General features: G+C 71.4%; 17 protein-coding genes. 13 read left to right on the top strand and 4 right to left on the bottom strand.

What is annotated here, in order from left to right; genetic code table 11:
* Positions 1-131 precede the first annotated feature (131 nt).
* Positions 132-1,172: a cellulase family glycosylhydrolase gene (locus ABZX85_RS21150; protein ID WP_355870586.1), complete on the top strand. Its 1,041-nt coding sequence runs from the start codon at positions 132-134 to the stop codon at positions 1,170-1,172.
* Between the two features lie 158 nt (positions 1,173-1,330).
* Here the strand turns inward: ABZX85_RS21150 and ABZX85_RS21145 are convergent, their stop codons facing one another.
* A complete protein-coding gene (locus tag ABZX85_RS21145) occupies positions 1,331-1,696 on the bottom strand; it encodes a hypothetical protein (RefSeq protein WP_355870583.1) in 366 nt (121 codons plus the stop codon).
* A gap of 149 nt (positions 1,697-1,845) precedes the next feature.
* Between ABZX85_RS21145 and ABZX85_RS21140 the strand changes: the two genes are divergently transcribed.
* The 3 genes from ABZX85_RS21140 (at position 1,846) to ABZX85_RS21130 (ending at position 3,652) form a co-directional block, all read left to right on the top strand.
* Complete coding sequence (locus tag ABZX85_RS21140) at positions 1,846-2,199, top strand: hypothetical protein (protein ID WP_355870580.1); 354 nt, start codon at positions 1,846-1,848, stop codon at positions 2,197-2,199.
* Positions 2,196-2,999, top strand: coding sequence for a hypothetical protein (locus tag ABZX85_RS21135; RefSeq protein ID WP_355870578.1), 804 nt, complete (start codon positions 2,196-2,198; stop codon positions 2,997-2,999). The genes ABZX85_RS21140 and ABZX85_RS21135 overlap by 4 nt, the downstream gene beginning before the upstream one ends.
* Positions 3,000-3,262: 263 nt before the next feature.
* Positions 3,263-3,652: a roadblock/LC7 domain-containing protein gene (locus tag ABZX85_RS21130; protein WP_355870575.1), complete on the top strand. Its 390-nt coding sequence runs from the start codon at positions 3,263-3,265 to the stop codon at positions 3,650-3,652.
* Positions 3,653-3,705: 53 nt separating this feature from the next.
* On the opposite strand, the gene ABZX85_RS21125 is transcribed toward ABZX85_RS21130, so the two are convergent.
* Both ABZX85_RS21125 and ABZX85_RS21120 read right to left on the bottom strand, forming a co-directional pair.
* A complete protein-coding gene (locus ABZX85_RS21125) occupies positions 3,706-3,912 on the bottom strand; it encodes an antitoxin (RefSeq protein ID WP_355870573.1) in 207 nt (68 codons plus the stop codon).
* 52 nt (positions 3,913-3,964) lie between these two features.
* Positions 3,965-4,312, bottom strand: a complete 348-nt coding sequence (locus ABZX85_RS21120; protein WP_355870572.1) for a hypothetical protein — start codon at positions 4,310-4,312, stop codon at positions 3,965-3,967.
* A 149-nt stretch (positions 4,313-4,461) separates the two neighbouring features.
* Here ABZX85_RS21120 and ABZX85_RS21115 point away from each other — a divergent pair, with 149 nt between their 5' ends.
* The 7 genes from ABZX85_RS21115 (at position 4,462) to ABZX85_RS21085 (ending at position 11,422) form a co-directional block, all read left to right on the top strand.
* Complete coding sequence (locus tag ABZX85_RS21115) at positions 4,462-5,373, top strand: LysR family transcriptional regulator (RefSeq protein ID WP_355870570.1); 912 nt, start codon at positions 4,462-4,464, stop codon at positions 5,371-5,373.
* A 190-nt stretch (positions 5,374-5,563) separates the two neighbouring features.
* Positions 5,564-6,727, top strand: a complete 1,164-nt coding sequence (locus ABZX85_RS21110) for an amidohydrolase family protein (protein WP_355870568.1) — start codon at positions 5,564-5,566, stop codon at positions 6,725-6,727.
* A gap of 97 nt (positions 6,728-6,824) precedes the next feature.
* Entirely contained in the window at positions 6,825-7,910 is a 1,086-nt protein-coding gene (locus tag ABZX85_RS21105; protein WP_355870565.1) for an S-(hydroxymethyl)mycothiol dehydrogenase, read from the top strand.
* Entirely contained in the window at positions 7,910-8,539 is a 630-nt protein-coding gene (locus ABZX85_RS21100) for an MBL fold metallo-hydrolase (protein WP_355870563.1), read from the top strand. The genes ABZX85_RS21105 and ABZX85_RS21100 overlap by 1 nt, the downstream gene beginning before the upstream one ends.
* A 203-nt stretch (positions 8,540-8,742) precedes the next feature.
* Positions 8,743-9,105, top strand: a complete 363-nt coding sequence (locus ABZX85_RS21095) for a bifunctional 3-phenylpropionate/cinnamic acid dioxygenase ferredoxin subunit (RefSeq protein WP_355870561.1) — start codon at positions 8,743-8,745, stop codon at positions 9,103-9,105.
* Positions 9,102-10,259, top strand: coding sequence for an FAD-dependent oxidoreductase (locus tag ABZX85_RS21090; protein WP_355870559.1), 1,158 nt, complete (start codon positions 9,102-9,104; stop codon positions 10,257-10,259). The genes ABZX85_RS21095 and ABZX85_RS21090 overlap by 4 nt, the downstream gene beginning before the upstream one ends.
* A gap of 35 nt (positions 10,260-10,294) precedes the next feature.
* Positions 10,295-11,422: an aromatic ring-hydroxylating dioxygenase subunit alpha gene (locus ABZX85_RS21085; RefSeq protein ID WP_355870557.1), complete on the top strand. Its 1,128-nt coding sequence runs from the start codon at positions 10,295-10,297 to the stop codon at positions 11,420-11,422.
* 292 nt (positions 11,423-11,714) lie between these two features.
* Here ABZX85_RS21085 and ABZX85_RS21080 read toward each other — a convergent pair whose 3' ends face one another.
* Positions 11,715-12,512: an IclR family transcriptional regulator gene (locus ABZX85_RS21080; RefSeq protein WP_355870555.1), complete on the bottom strand. Its 798-nt coding sequence runs from the start codon at positions 12,510-12,512 to the stop codon at positions 11,715-11,717.
* Positions 12,513-12,607: 95 nt separating this feature from the next.
* Here ABZX85_RS21080 and ABZX85_RS21075 point away from each other — a divergent pair, with 95 nt between their 5' ends.
* A complete protein-coding gene (locus ABZX85_RS21075; protein ID WP_355870553.1) occupies positions 12,608-13,639 on the top strand; it encodes an AraC family transcriptional regulator in 1,032 nt (343 codons plus the stop codon).
* Positions 13,640-13,693: 54 nt separating this feature from the next.
* A complete protein-coding gene (locus ABZX85_RS21070) occupies positions 13,694-15,175 on the top strand; it encodes an NAD(P)/FAD-dependent oxidoreductase (RefSeq protein ID WP_355870550.1) in 1,482 nt (493 codons plus the stop codon).
* Position 15,176 lies beyond the last annotated feature (1 nt).

The following is a 15,176-nucleotide window of genomic DNA, read 5'->3' as shown; positions in this document are numbered from 1 at the left end:
GGGTAAGCGCTTTCCAAAACTGGGCGCACCCTCCTTGACAACGTTGCGGGGGCCGACTCAGACTCACCGCGTTGATCACCCCAGGTCCAGCCTGACGCCGAGCCGCGTTCATCCCGTAAGAAGGTACTGCCGTGCCCCTGCGCTCCCGTAACTCCCGGCGCCCCCGCACGCGTTCGCTGGTCGCCACCGCCGTCGCCCTCGCCGGGGTCGCCGCGCTCGGTGCCGGTGTCCCCGCGTCCGCCGCCGACCGCGTGGCCACGCCGAACACGAGCCAGTTCAAGGGCGTCAACTGGGCGGACCCGCGCGACAACTACGCCAACGACGAGGTCGTCCTGTCGGGGCTCTCGCTCTCCGACACGTACGCGCAGACGTACCACAAGGCGACGCGGATCATCTCCGCGTTCCGGGCCAACCTGGGCGCCAACACCGTGCGGATTCCGATCAACCCGTACACGGTGAACGGGAGTTACTGGCACTCCTACCGTGCGGTGATCGACGCGGCGACCGCGCAGGGCTTCAAGGTGATCGTCTCCTACTGGGAGGGGTCCGGGGCGCAGAAGGACGGGTTCATCGACGACACGGCCACGTACTGGCCGATGTGGAAGACCGTCACGAGCGCGTTCCGGTACAACAGCCGCGTGTACTTCGAGCCGATGAACGAGCCGCACGGCTACACGCCGGCCGAGTGGGGCGACCTCGCCGCGAAGTGGATCGGGACGTTCCCGAAGATCCCGCGCGACCGGATCTTCGTCAGCGGCAGCGGGTACAACGACAGCGTCGTCTCCGTCTGCGCCGATCCTCGGCTCAAGGGTACGTATCTGTCCCTCCACCACTACGGGTTCTGGGGGAACCGCACCTACGACGAGTGGGTGACCGACCTCAAGGCCCGCCTCGGCGACTGCGCGTACCGGACCGTGGCCGACGAGTTCGGCGCGACCATGACGAGCGGGCTCGACTACAACGGCTCCAACGTCGGCAACAACGAGATCTCCTTCATCCAGGCCGACACGGACGTCTTCCGCCAGCTCAAGATGGGCTCGGTCTACTGGCCCGGCCTGCGGACCGGCGACACGTACTCCCTCCAGACCCTGACGGGGCCGACGGCGAACCCGTGGCTGGCGACGACGAACAAGTCGGGCGCGGACCGGTTGAAGTGGGCTTGGGGGCGGTAGGGGTTCCGAGTTCGACGAGGTGAGGGCGGGGCCGTGGAGGCCCCGCCCTTTCTCGTGTTCGGCGACCGGCATACTCGTGTCATGTACTTCGACGTCGGCCTTGCGGGCAGGTGGACGGTCGCGGAGGCCACCGGCCTGTCCACCGGTCACTGCCCCGGCTAGACCTCCAGGACCGCTTCGATCCGCTTCAGGGCGTGGCGGGCCAGGGCCAGGTTGCCGCGGGTGCGGTCGAGGGCGAGGTAGAGGAAGAGGCTCCCGTTGGAGCTGTTGAGGGGGCGGATGAGGTGGTACTGGGCGCCGAGGGTGATGAGGATGTCCTCGACGGAGTCCTGCATGCCCAGCAGTTCGAGTGTGCGGGCCTTGGCGCGGACGACCTCGGTGTTGCCGGCGGCGGCGACCTCCAGGTCGAGACCCTGGCCACCACCGAGGGTGCCGAGGGACATTCCGCTCTCGTAGTCGACCAGGGCGACACCCAGGGCGCCGTCGATCGTCATCGCTTCCTTGAGCGCGGTCTCGATGTTCATGTCCTGTCCTTCGCTCTGTTCACACTTTGCTGTACTGCCATGTGACGGTGGGTCAGAAAATGAGCGACGGACGCCCTGTCCTGAACCTTTCGGATTAAACTACTGTGCTTTCCGTTGTCATGTGAAGCAATAGTGAAGAGGGAGTCCCGTTGTCATCAGTCGAAGCCTCCCTGAGTCGCCTCCTGGAACTACCGGGCGTCACAGGTGTCTCGCTCATCGACGCGGTCACGGGACTGACGTACGGCGACGCGGGGGTCAGCGGTTCGGACCCGGTCGAGTGCAGCCGTCTCGCGCAGTCCGTCGAGAGTGGTCTCAACTCGGCAGGCGCGCAAGGGGAGTTGGAGAGCATCGTCATCACGGGCAGCAGCCGCCAGCTGGTCGTTGCCACGGTCCCCCGGCAGGGCGACCCCCTGCTGCTGACCGCCGCGCTGGACCGGGGCCAGGCCAACCTCGCCCTGGTCCTGCACCACTTGGGCCTGTACGCGGCCGAGGTGACCGCATGACCCCGGCAGTGCCCCCGCGCAACCTCCCCGCCCTGCTGGCCGCCCTGCACGACGAACGCCGCGACGCCGCGGTCGCCGTCTCCGGCACACCTGGTGGCACGATTCACGTCCACGGCGGACTGGTCGTCGCGGTCGACACCCCCGGCGCCCCGAGCGCCGAGTCGATCCTCCTCAAGTCCGGCCGCGTGGAGGACGGTTCATGGGCGGCGGCCCGCGCGGCGGACGGCCTGCTGAGCGAACAGCTCCACAAACGCGGCCTGTTGACGCCAGAGGAGTTCGAAGTCGCCTGTACGGCGGCCCTGTTCGACGGCGCCTTCGCCCTCGCGCTGGGCCCCGGCGCCGTCTGGGAGGTCCGCGACCCGGCCCCCGGAGTCGTCGCCTCCCGCGCCTTCGCCCCGCACCTCGTCGCCGCCGAGACCACCCGCCGCCTCACCGTCCTCACCGAACTCTGGGGCTCACCCGTCGAGTTGGCCCGCACCCGCATCCGCACGACCGACACCCCCCGCCCCCCGGTCCTGCACCCCCGCCACACGGCCCTGCTGGACGCCGCGAACGGCCGCCGTACCCCGCGCGACCTCGCGTTCGCCCTCGGCCGGGGCACCTTCGCCGTCATGGTCGATCTCGCCCGCCTGCGCACGCTGGACCTGATCCACCACGACGTCACCGCAACGGGCCGCCCCAGTACGGCACTTCGCGTCCCGGGAGCCCGTGCCGACGCGCCCCGCCCCCCGGCCGGTCCCGCACCGCTCCCGACCCGTACACCGGGGACGCACCGCCCTCACCGATCGGATACCGTGTGAACCCGCGCCGGCGCAGGAAGTCCCGACAGCGATACCTCGCGCTCGCCCGGCGGCGGCGACCCGACCGGCTCGCGGTGAAGGACACCCCGCCGCCGCTCCCCGTACGCCGCCCCGGCGCGTCGGCCGGCCGTCGGCCCGTCCCCACGGACCTTGAGGAGCACCAGCCTGAGACGTCCCTCCTGCACCGAGTCCGCGACCGTCTCTCTGCGCTTCCTTGACCCCCGCACCGCCCGCACGTCACCGCCCACCAGCAGGGATCGCCGATGTCCGAAGTCCACCAGTCCGAACCGCTCGTCGAGGTGCTCACCGCACTGCGCGAAGGGGTGATGGGTGTCAGCGAGACGGTGATCTCCACCGTCGACGGCCTCCTGGTCGCCGCCGACGTCGACGCCGTGCACGCGGAGTCCGTCGCGGCCCTCACCGCCGCGTCCTACAGCCTGGCCCGCCGCATGGCGCACGAAGCGGGCGGCACCGGCCTGCGTGACGTCACCACCCGCAGCGCCGACCGCCAGGTCGTCGTCCTCGCGGTCAACGACCGCGCGCTCCTCACGGTCGTCGGTGACGACGGCCTCGACCTGGCCCGCCTCCAGCGCGAGATCCATCCCACGGTGGAGAGCCTGGCGAAGATCCTGGAGAGCGACACACCCGCGTGAAAAACCCGCCCTCACCGGCAACGGGCCGGTGAGGGCGGGCAGGTGACGGGACGTCAGTCCTTCTTCTGGCCCAGCTTCTCGATGTAGTCCTGAGCCTTGTCGACCGCCGTGTCGATCTTGTCGCCGTGCTTCCCGCCGGTCTTGTCGTCGATGAAGTCGCCCGCCTTCTCCAGCCCCGCGGAGATCTTGTCCCCGTGCTCCTCGGCGAGGTCCTCGACCTTGTCCTTGAGACCCTTGAGGTTCTTCAGCCCCTCGAACACCAGCACATCTCCTCTACAGTCATGTAGTACCGACGGCTCATGATCTCATCCCTCACTTGACGCTCCACGCCGTCACCGCGTCCAGCGGCACCCGGAAGTACTCGCCGAGGGCCACAGGCAGGCTGCTTGAACCGGAGATCAACTGGCAGCCGTGGAGGTGGAGGAAGACCGGGGGATAGGCGAGCGGCTCCTCGGCCTCACGGCGGAACGCCTCGCCGAACCGCTCGTCGGCCGCGCCGTCGTCGTCCAGGACCTCCGCGACCGACACCGCCCACGACCGGTGCGCGGTCAGCCGCCCGGTGAGGACCACCCCCTGGGCGACGACGGTGATTCGCGGCCCGGCGCCCTCCATCTCGGTCCGGTTGATCAGATCGATGAGCAGTTCGTCTCGCACGGCCATGCCCCGAACTCTACTGATCGCCCACCCCCTCGGACACGCTTTCCCCGAGGTCACCGACGCTGTCCGGCACTCTCCGGCACGTCCTGGCAACCCACGTCACTTATGCTCGGGCACCGGACGAACGCGACATCCCGCGGAGGCGCAGCGGCGTGGGTCTGGACCTGAATCTTCTGGTGCCGTTGGACGCGCTCCTGCGGGAGCGGAGTGTGACGAAGGCGGCGGTGCGGCTGGGGCTGAGCCAGCCGACGGTGAGCGCGTCGCTGGCACGGCTGCGGCGGCATTTCGGTGACGAACTGCTGACCCGGGAGGGCAACAGCTACGAGCTGACTCCGCTGGCCAAGCAGCTCGCGGAGCAGACCGCCCAGGCGCTGAGCCTCGCCGACCGGGTGTTCCTGCCCCGGCCCGGGTTCGATCCGACGTTCACCCGGCGGGAGTTCACCCTGGTGGCGTCGGACATGCATGTGGCCACCACGGGGCGGGAACTGTCCGCGCTGGCGAACGAACGGGCCCCCGGGGTACGGCTGCGGTTCCTCGCGAACAGCCCGGACGTGGTCAACCACGCGGCCGAACGGCTGAGCGCCGTCGACGGCATGCTGCTGCCGCAGGGCCTGCTGGCGGACACCCCGTCGATCGAGCTGTACGAGGACCGGTGGACGTGCGTCGTCAGCGCCGACTCCGTCACGGCCGGCCCGCCGACCCTCGAAGAACTCGGCGCCCGCCCCTGGGTGATGCCCTTCCACTTCCCCTGGCTGACGGGCTTCTCCCCGCTGCACCGGCTGCGCGCGCACGGCGTCGATCCCCGGGTCGAGGTCGCCGTGGAGAACTTCCTCACCCTCCCCTACCTGATCACCGGCACCGACCGGGTCACCGTGGTCCCCGGCTGCGCCCTCGCGCTCTTCGAGGCCGCCGGCCACCGTCTGGCCGTCGTCGAGCTGCCGTTCGGGCCCGGCCGGGTGGTGGAGTCCCTGTGGTGGCACGCGCGGCACGACCGGGACCCCGCGCACATCTGGCTGCGCCGGCTCGCCGCCGAGGCGGGAGCGCGCGTCGCGGCCCGGCTGTGAACCCGTGGGGGTATAGGCCGCGTCTATGCCCGGCATAGGTGATCAAGCGTTCCCCCCGGCCGGGCCGGAGGCGACAGTTGACCGAAGGGATTCGGCCACTGCCGCCGCAGCGATTGCCGCCACGACCTGCCGGAACAGGGGGGTGGCCGAGTCCCGCCCCCCACATTCCGGTCCATGGGAGATGACGGTTATGCGAGGCGAACTGCTCGCGCTGAAAGCCGGACACGTCTTCGACGGGGCGCGCGTCGGACCCTCCGGCATGCTCCTCGTCGAGGACGGCATGATCCTCGACGTCGACTTCACGGGCTCCGAGCCCCCGTTCGAGGCCACGACACTGGACTTCGGCCCCGACGCCTGGCTGCTGCCCGGGTTCGTCGACGCCCACGTCCACCTCTGCTGGGACGGCACGAAGGACGCCGTCGCGCACGTCACGTCGGACGACCGCGAGACGCTCCTCGACGTCGCCCGCGAGAACGCGGCCCGCTCGCTGGACGTCGGTGTCACCACCGTCCGCGACCTCGGCGACCGCGACTACCTCACGCTCGAACTGCGCGACCGGCTCCCCGCCGTACAGCGCCCGGAGATCGTCGCGTCCGGCCCGCCCCTCACCAGCCGCGGCGGCCACTGCCACTTCCTCGGCGGCGAGGCCGAGGGCGCGGACGAACTGCTGGCCGCCGTACGGGAACGGGCGGAGCGGGGCTGCGAGGTCGTGAAGGTGATGGCCGGGGGCGGGGACCTCACCCCCGGCGACAGCCCGCTCATGCAGCAGTACCACCCCGACGACCTGCGGCTCGTGATCGCCGAGGCACGCCGCCTCGGTCTCACGACCGCCGCCCACGCCCACGGCACCGACACCCTCGCCGAGATCGCCGACCTGGGCTTCCACTCCCTGGAGCACGTCTCCTTCCTCACCCGGTACGGCGTCGGCGTGCGCCGCGCGGTGCTCGACGAGGTCGTCCGGCGCGGGACGTTCGTCAGCCTCTCGGCCGGTGTGTTCCCGGAGTACGAGCCGGTCCTGCCCGAAGAGGCAGCGCGCTTCGGGGCGATGGACGAGATCGTCGCCTCCGGCGCCCGGATCGTCCCCGGCACGGACTCCGGGGTGACCGCCGCGAAGGCGCACGGCGTCTACCCGTACGCGCTGGTCGGCCTCGCCCGGTACGGCATGCCGCACCTGGACGTCCTGCGCGCGGCGACCCGGGGGGCGGCCGAGGCGGTCGGCCTGGGCGGGACCAAGGGGGCGCTGCGGCCGGGCGCGGACGCGGACATCGTCGTCCTCGGGAGTTCGCCGCTCGACGACATCGGGGCGGTCGTCGACGTCCGGGCGGTCTACCGGGCGGGGGAGAGGGTCCGCTGACGCCGGCTTCTTGACCCCCGCCGGGCCGCTCCCCGATGCTGTGTTGCGTAACCTGAGAAACGTGCCGCAATGAGCAACATCGATGTCGGGAGTGGTCATGGCTCACCAGGTCCGTGCTGTCGTCGCGAGAGGAAAGGGCGCCCCCGTCTCCCTGGAGACGATCGTCGTGCCCGACCCCGGCCCGGGGGAGGCCCTGGTCAAGGTCGAGGCGTGCGGGGTCTGCCACACCGACCTGCACTACCGGGAGGGCGGGATCAACGACGAGTTCCCCTTCCTCCTCGGGCACGAGGCGGCGGGCGTCGTCGAGGCGGTGGGCGAAGGCGTCACAGACGTCGCTCCGGGTGACTTCGTGATCCTCAACTGGCGTGCGGTGTGCGGCAATTGCCGGGCCTGTCTGCGCGGGCGGCCGTGGTACTGCTTCGACACCCACAACGCCAAGCAGAAGATGACCCTCCTCGACGGCACCGAACTCGCCCCGGCCCTCGGCATCGGCGCGTTCGCGGAGAAGACCCTCGTCGCCGCCGGCCAGTGCACCAAGGTCGACCGGGCCGCCTCCCCGGCCGCCGCCGGACTGCTCGGCTGCGGCGTGATGGCCGGGATCGGTGCCGCGATCAACACCGGGAACGTCGGCCGTGGTGACACGGTCGCCGTGATCGGTTGCGGAGGCGTCGGCGCGGCGGCCGTCGTCGGGGCGAGCCTCGCGGGCGCCGCGAAGGTCATCGCCGTCGACATCGACGACCACAAGCTGGAGACGGCGGCGAAACTGGGCGCGACCCACACGGTCAACTCCCGTGGCACGGACGCCGTCGAGGCGATCCAGGAGTTGACGGGCGGGTTCGGGGCGGACGTGGTGATCGAGGCGGTGGGGCGGCCGGAGACGTACAAGCAGGCTTTCTACGCGAGGGACTTGGCGGGGACGGTCGTCCTCGTCGGTGTCCCGACGCCGGAGATGAAGCTCGAACTCCCGCTGCTGGACGTCTTCGGGCGCGGCGGTTCGCTGAAGTCGTCGTGGTACGGGGACTGCCTGCCGTCGCGGGACTTCCCGATGCTCATCGACCTCTACCTCCAAGGGCGCCTGCCGCTCGACGCGTTCGTCACCGAGACGATCCGACTGGAGGACGTGGAGAAGGCGTTCGAGCGGATGCACCAGGGTGACGTCCTGCGCTCCGTGGTCGTCCTCTGATGACGGCCCGGATCGAACGCCTCGTCACGTCCGGGCAGTTCAGCCTCGACGGGGGCACCTGGGACGTCGACAACAACGTCTGGATCGTGGGTGACGACCACGAGGTGATCGTCATCGACGCCGCGCACGACGCCCGGGCGATCGCGGACGCGGTCGGGGACCGCCGGCTGACGGCGATCGTCTGCACCCACGCCCACAACGACCACGTCAACGCCGCCCCCGCCCTCGCCGAACTGGCCGGCGCCCCGATCCTGCTGCACCCGGACGACCTTCCCCTGTGGAAGCTCACCCACCCCGACCGGGCACCCGACGCCGAGCTGGCCGACGGCCAGGTCGTCGCCGTCGGCGGCACCGAACTGACCGTGCTGCACACCCCCGGACACGCGCCGGGCGCCGTCTGCCTGTACGCCCCCGCGCTCGGCGCCCTGTTCAGCGGGGACACCCTGTTCGCGGGCGGACCCGGGGCCACCGGACGGTCGTACAGCCACTTCCCGACGATCGTCGAGTCCATCCGGGAGCGGCTGCTGACGCTGCCCGGGGAGACCGTCGTGCGCACCGGGCACGGTGACATGACGACGGTCGCGGCCGAGGCGCCGCACCTCGCGGAGTGGATCGCGCGCGGATTCTGAGCCGTGCCCCCGGCTGACGATCCGTCACCATGCTGTGCCACAGCGCCCGTTCCCCCTGCTCACGCGGGTGGGGCGGGCGCTGCGGGCTGCCCTCGAACCCGCCCGGAACGGGGGGCCTTTGGACTCCTTGACAACGGTTCTGGGCGCCCCCACACTGGCGTTGCGCTTACCGCAATCCGTTTCGCTATACGCACCGAGGTGTCATGATGATTCCCGCGTGCCGTCTCGCGGACCTGCCGCGAGGTGAGGCATACCGGCTCGACATCGACCCGCCGGTCTCGGTGTTCCACACCGACGACGGCGAGGTCTTCGCCATCGACGACACCTGCACCCACCAGGACGCCTCGCTCGCGGACGGCTGGCTGGAGGGCTGCGAGGTGGAATGCCCCCTGCACGCCTCGAAGTTCGACCTCAGGACCGGCGCGGTGGACTCCCCGCCCGCCAAACTCCCGGTCCGCACCCACGAGGTGGTCGTCGAGGACGGCGTGATCCATGTGAAGGTGTCCACCGAGGCCCCCAACCTGCCGCCCTGCGTGGCGTCCCGGCTCGCCGGGGGGCCCGCGTGAGAACGGTCGCCGTGGTCGGGGCCTCCCTCGCCGGCCTCTCGGCCGTCCGCGCCCTGCGGAAACAGGGGTACGGCGGCCGGCTGGTCGTCGTGGGCGACGAGCCCCACCGCCCCTACGACCGGCCCCCGCTGTCCAAGGAGTTCCTCGCCGGCACCCTCCCCGAGGCGGACCTCGCCCTGGAGACCGACGACGAGAGCCTGGGCGCCGAGTGGCTGCTCGGCGCCCGCGCCACCGGACTCGACCCGGCCGCCCGCGAGTTGAGCCTCGCGGACGGCCGTCGGCTGCACGCCGACGGGTTCGTGATCGCGACCGGCGCGGCGGCCCGCACCCTCCCCGGCGCCGAGGGCCTCGCCGGGGTGCACACCCTGCGCACCCTCGACGACGCCCGCGCCCTCAAGGCCGAACTCGCGGACGGCGGACGGCTCGTGGTGATCGGCGGCGGCTTCATCGGCGCCGAGGTCGCCTCCACCGCACAGAGCCTCGGCCTGGAGACGACCGTGATCGAGGCCGCCCCCACCCCGCTCGCGGGCCCCCTCGGCGCGGAGATGGGCACCGTCGTCTCCGGCCTCCACACCGACCACGGCGTACGGCTCCTGTGCGGCGTCGGCGTCAAGGGGCTCGGCGGGGAACGGCGCGTGGACGCCGTCCTGCTGGAGGGCGGGCGGAGCATCCCCGCCGACATCGTCGTCGTCGGCGTCGGAGCGCGGCCCTGTGTGGAGTGGCTCGCCGGCTCGGGCGTCCCGCTCGACAACGGCGTCAAGTGCGGCGCCGACGGCCGGACCGGCGTACCCGGTGTGGTCGCGGTCGGGGACTGCGCCAACTGGTACGACCCCCGCGCCGGCGGGCACCGCCGCGTCGAGCACTGGACCGGCGCCCTGGAGCGGCCGGCCGCCGCGGTCGCCGCCCTGCTCGCCGGGGACAGCGCGACGGAGGGGGTGCCGAGGCCGCCGTACTTCTGGTCGGACCAGTACGGCGTACGCATCCAGTTCGCCGGGCACGCGGCCGGTGCCGACAGCGTCACCGTCGAGGCGGGTGCCGCCGGCGACCGGGACGTCCTGGCCGTCTACCGGCGCGGGGAGACACCCGTCGCCGTCCTCGGGATGAACCAGCCCCGGCTGTTCACCCGCTGGCGCAAGCAGCTCGCCGCCGCCTGATCGACCTTTCCACGACGTAACCCGAGGAGTGCCCCGTGACCTCGACCGGTCTGCCGGACAGCCTGATCGCCACCCTCCCCGGCTCCTCCTACACCGACCCCGGGATCTTCGCCCAGGAGCAGGAGCGCATCTTCGAGACCATGTGGTTCTGCGTCGCGCGCGCCGCGGATCTGCCCAAACCGGGGGCGTTCCGCACGGTCGACGTGGGCCGTGAGTCGATTCTCGTCACCCGCGCGCGGGACAGCTCGGTCCGCGCGTACTTCAACGTCTGCCGGCACCGCGGCGCGAAGCTGTGCACGGAGGAGGCGGGCGAGGTCAAGCGTGCCTTCCAGTGTCCGTACCACGCCTGGACGTACGACCTCACCGGGAAGCTCGTCGCCGCGCCCAACCTCACGAAGATGCCCGACGTCGGGCGCACCGAGTTCGGGCTGGTGGGCGTGCATGTGCGTGAGTGGCTCGGATACGTCTGGGTCTGTCTCGCCGAGAACCCGCCCTCCTTCGAGGACGACGTGATGGGCGCGGTCGTCGAGCGGCTCGGGGACACCGAGTCCATCGACCGCTACGACATGGCGAACCTCTCGCTCGGCAAGCGCATCGTCTACGACGTGCAGGCGAACTGGAAGCTCATCATCGAGAACTTCATGGAGTGCTACCACTGCGCGACGATCCACCCCGAACTCACCGAGGTCCTCCCGGAGTTCGCCGACGGCTACGCCGCGCAGTACTACGTCGGCCACGGCGCCGAGTTCGGTGACGACGTCCAGGGGTTCACCGTCGACGGCTCCGAGGGGCTCGACCGCATCCCCGGGGTCGCGGAGGAGCAGGACCGCCGGTACTACGCGATCACCGTCAAACCCCAGGTCTTCGTCAACCTCGTCCCTGACCACGTGATCTTCCACCGGATGTACCCGATGGCCGCCGACCGCACGATCGTCGAGTGCGACTGGCTCTACCTGCCGCACGTCGTCGAGTCCGGCAAGGACGTCAGCCGCTCCGTCGAACTCTTCCACCGCGTCAACCAGCAGGACTTCGACGCCTGCGAACGCACCCAGCCCGGCATGCACTCCCGCATGTACGCCAAGGGCGGCGTCCTGGTCCCCAGCGAACACCACATCGGCGCCTTCCACGACTGGGTCCTGGAACGGCTGGGCGAGCCGAGGTGAACCCTGCCGGGGGCCGGGCCGGGTGAGCCTCGCCGGGGCAGGAAAGGGGTGAGCCAGACCGGGGCTCGGACCGGGGTGAACCGCACCGAGGACCTGGCTGGTTGAGCCTTGCCGGGGTCCGGGCCGGTGGAGCCTGGCCGGGTGCCGGGTGCCGGGTGCCGGGTGCCGGGTGCCGGGTGCCGGGTGCCGGGTGCCGGATGCCGGGCCGGGGTGGGGTGGGGCTTGGTCGGTGTCCTGTCGGTCCGGCCTCGTGCCGTGTCCCCGGCTCGGTCGATCTCGCCGGGGGCGGCGCTCAGCCCAGGTGGCCCATGCGGTGGCTGATTTCGCGGGCGCCCTGGGTGAGGACCGGGGCCATGCCGTGGAGGCGGTCCTCGGTGAAGCGGTAGGCGGGGCCGGAGGCGCTGATCGCGGCGATGACGTCGCCGTCCCGGCCGTGGATCGGGGCGGCCATGGCGTGCAGGCCGACCTCCAACTCCTCCAGGGTGTAGGCGTATCCGCGCTCCAGGGACTCGACGAGGTTCTTCTCCAGCTTCGTCTTCGCCGTGATCGTGCGGGGCGTGAGCTTGCGCAGGCCCGCCTCGGTCAGCAGCGCGGCCCGCTCCGTCGCCGGGAGGCTCGCGAGGAGGACCTTGCCGCTGGACGTCGCGTGCAACGGCGTGAGCTGGCCGACCCAGTTGTGCACGGCGACCGCGCCCGGACCCCGCACCTGGTAGAGGTTGATCGCGTAGTGCTCCTGGAGCACCGCGATGTTGACGGTCTCGCCGATCTCCTCCGCGAGCCGCTCGCAGATCGGCCGCGCCTGCTGCGTGATGTCGATCCGGCCCGTCACCGCCCCCGCGAGCCGGACGATGCCGAACCCCAGCCGGTACTTGCCGCGCTCACCGGACTGCTCGACGAGCCCGCGCGCCTCCAGCGCCCCGAGCAGCCGGAACGCCGTGGATTTGTGAACCTCGATCTCCGCCGCCACCTCGCTGACCCCCGCTTCGCCGCGCTGGGCGAGGATCTCCATGACGCTGATGGCGCGATCGACCGACTGGACCCCGCCGGCCTGGGAAGTGGACGTCTCGGTATCAGGGTTGTAGTTGCTCACAGTGAAACTATACGCGTGGTACGGTACAAACTTTTTGCCCCCGGTAACCTGACCAGGTTCTTTCGCCTGATAGAGGAAGGGAGGGAACGCGGGCCGTGCAGATACAGATCAGGGCCGCCGCGATTCGCGGCACCGACCGGCTGATCGACAGCCTCGGAGGTGACGCGACCGCCCTGCTCGCCCCGTTCGGTGTCTCTCCCGCCGACCTCGACTCCGAGGACGGACTCCTCGCCGCGGCGACCGCCGGCCGCATCCTGCGCCACGCGGCCCGGAAACTGGACTGCCCCGATTTCGGCCTGCGCCTGGCGGCCTGTCAGAACCTCGCCGAACTCGGCCCCCTCGCCCTGGCCGTCGGCAACTGCGACACCGTCGGCGAGGGCCTCGACTGCGCGTCCCGCTTCCTGTTCGTCCACAACGCCGCCCTGCGCCTGTCCCGCGGACCCGACCCCGAGCGGTACGCGGGCGTCGGCGCCGTCGAGTACCGGATGACCCACCCGGACATCCCCTACGAACCGCAGACCATCGACGGCGGCCTCGGACTCCTGCACCGCATCCTCGTCACCATGAGCGGCGGCTACGACCTGCTCGGCGTCTACCTGCCCCACCCGCCCCTCACCGACGAGTCCGTGTACGCGGAGTTCTTCGGCGCCCCGGTCCGCTTCCACGCCGGACAGGCCCTGCTGAGGGTGCCGGCGAGTCTCTTCGACCGGCCCATGTCGACCCCCGTCAACCCGGAACTGCGGCGCATGGTCGTCGACTACCTGGAGTCCCACTACACCGACCCCCGCGAGAGCACCACGAGCGCGGTCCGGTCGGCGGTCGGCCGCGCCCTCGGCACGGTCCCCGCCCGCGTCGACCTCGTCGCCGGCTGGCTGCACACCCACCCGCGCACCCTGCAACGACGGCTCGCCGCGGAGGGCACCTCGTTCCAGGCGATCCTCGACGACGTCCGCAGACACTCCGCCCACCGGCTCCTGACGGGCACCGACATGCCGTTCTCCCAGATCGCCTCCCTGGTCGAGCTCGGCGGGCAGGCGGCGCTCACCCGCGCGGTGCGACGCTGGTTCGGCCGGACACCGACACAGGTACGCCGGGACGCCCGCCTCGCCGGTGTCGTGCAGGGGTAAATTTTTGTCGTCCAGGGTCAAGTTCCGGGACGGGGCCGTTTCCATACTCGGGGCATGACCAACCCCTCCCCGCCGCCCGGCCACGCCGACGTCGTCATCGTCGGCGCGGGTATCTCCGGCATCGACGCCGCCCACCGGGTGCGGACGCGGTGCCCCGACCGGTCGTACGCCGTCCTGGAGGCCCGGGAGTCCCTCGGCGGGACCTGGGACCTGTTCCGCTACCCCGGGGTGCGCTCCGACTCCGACATCTTCACGCTCGGCTTCCCCTTCCAGCCGTGGACCGGCGAACACGCCATCGCCGACGGCGACGAGATCCTCGCCTACCTGCGGCGGACCGTGGAGGAGCACGGCATCGACCGGAACATCCACTGCGGTACGAAGGTGACCGCGGCCGACTGGGACGGCGAGCGCGCCCTGTGGACGCTGACCGTCGAACGGACCGGGGGCGTACGGCACACCATGACGTGTGCGTTCCTCCACCTGTGCACGGGTTATTACGACTACGAGCGCGGCCACGACCCGGAGTTCCCCGGCGTCGAGACCTTCACCGGCACGCTCGTCCACCCCCAGTTCTGGCCCGAGGACCTCGATCACGCCGGCAAGCGGGTCGTCGTCATCGGCAGCGGCGCGACCGCGATCACCGTGGTCCCCGCGATGGCCCGCGACGCCGCCCACGTCACCATGCTCCAGCGCACCCCGACCTGGATCAGCGCTCTGCCCCGCCGCGACCGCTTCGCCGACCGGCTCCGGCGACGGCTGCCGGCGAAGCTCGCCCACCGGGTCGTCCGGGCCCGCAACGCGGCCTACGCGAACGGCTTCCACCACTACTGCCGCCGCTTCCCCGATCGTGCGAGAGCCCTGCTGACGAGGGCCGCCGCCCGCCGGATCGGCGAGGACGCGGTGCGTGCGCACTTCACCCCCGACTACGCGCCGTGGGACCAGCGGGTGTGTATCGCCGCCGACGCGGACCTGTTCAAGGCGATCGGGCGCGAGGAGGTCGAGGTGGTCACCGACCACGTCGACCGCTTCGTTCCCGAAGGGGTCCGGCTGCGGTCGGGGAGGGTGCTGCCCGCCGACATCGTCGTGACCGCGACCGGGCTGCGCATGCTGGCGCTGGGTCATGTCGCCGTCACCGTCGACGGCGAACGCGTCGATCCCGCGGGCCGTCTGCTGTGGCGGGGGGCCATGCTCGGCGGCGTACCGAACCTCGCGCTGTGCTTCGGGTACGTCAACCTGTCCTGGACCATGCGCGCCGACCTCACCGCGCGCCTGGTGTGCCGGGTCCTCAACCACATGCGGCGCGCCGGGCTCGCGTCGGTGACCCCGGTCGTCGACCCCGACGCCGGTGAACGGCCCCTGCTCGACCTCGCGTCGGGCTATGTCCGGCGAGGTGTGGCCGGCTTCCCCAGGCAGGGCGACCGGAGCCCGTGGCGGATGCGCCAGACGTACCTCCTGGACGCCGCCGACGTCGCGAGCGCCCGCCTGAGCCGCGAACTGCGCGGGGTACCCCGCCGCGACCTGCGGCAGGGGAGCTGAC

This window comes from Streptomyces sp. NPDC004539 (assembly GCF_040610055.1).
Taxonomy (GTDB): domain Bacteria; phylum Actinomycetota; class Actinomycetes; order Streptomycetales; family Streptomycetaceae; genus Streptomyces.
Note: the sequence above shows the minus strand (reverse complement) of the source record. Positions and strands in the feature narration are given on the sequence as shown.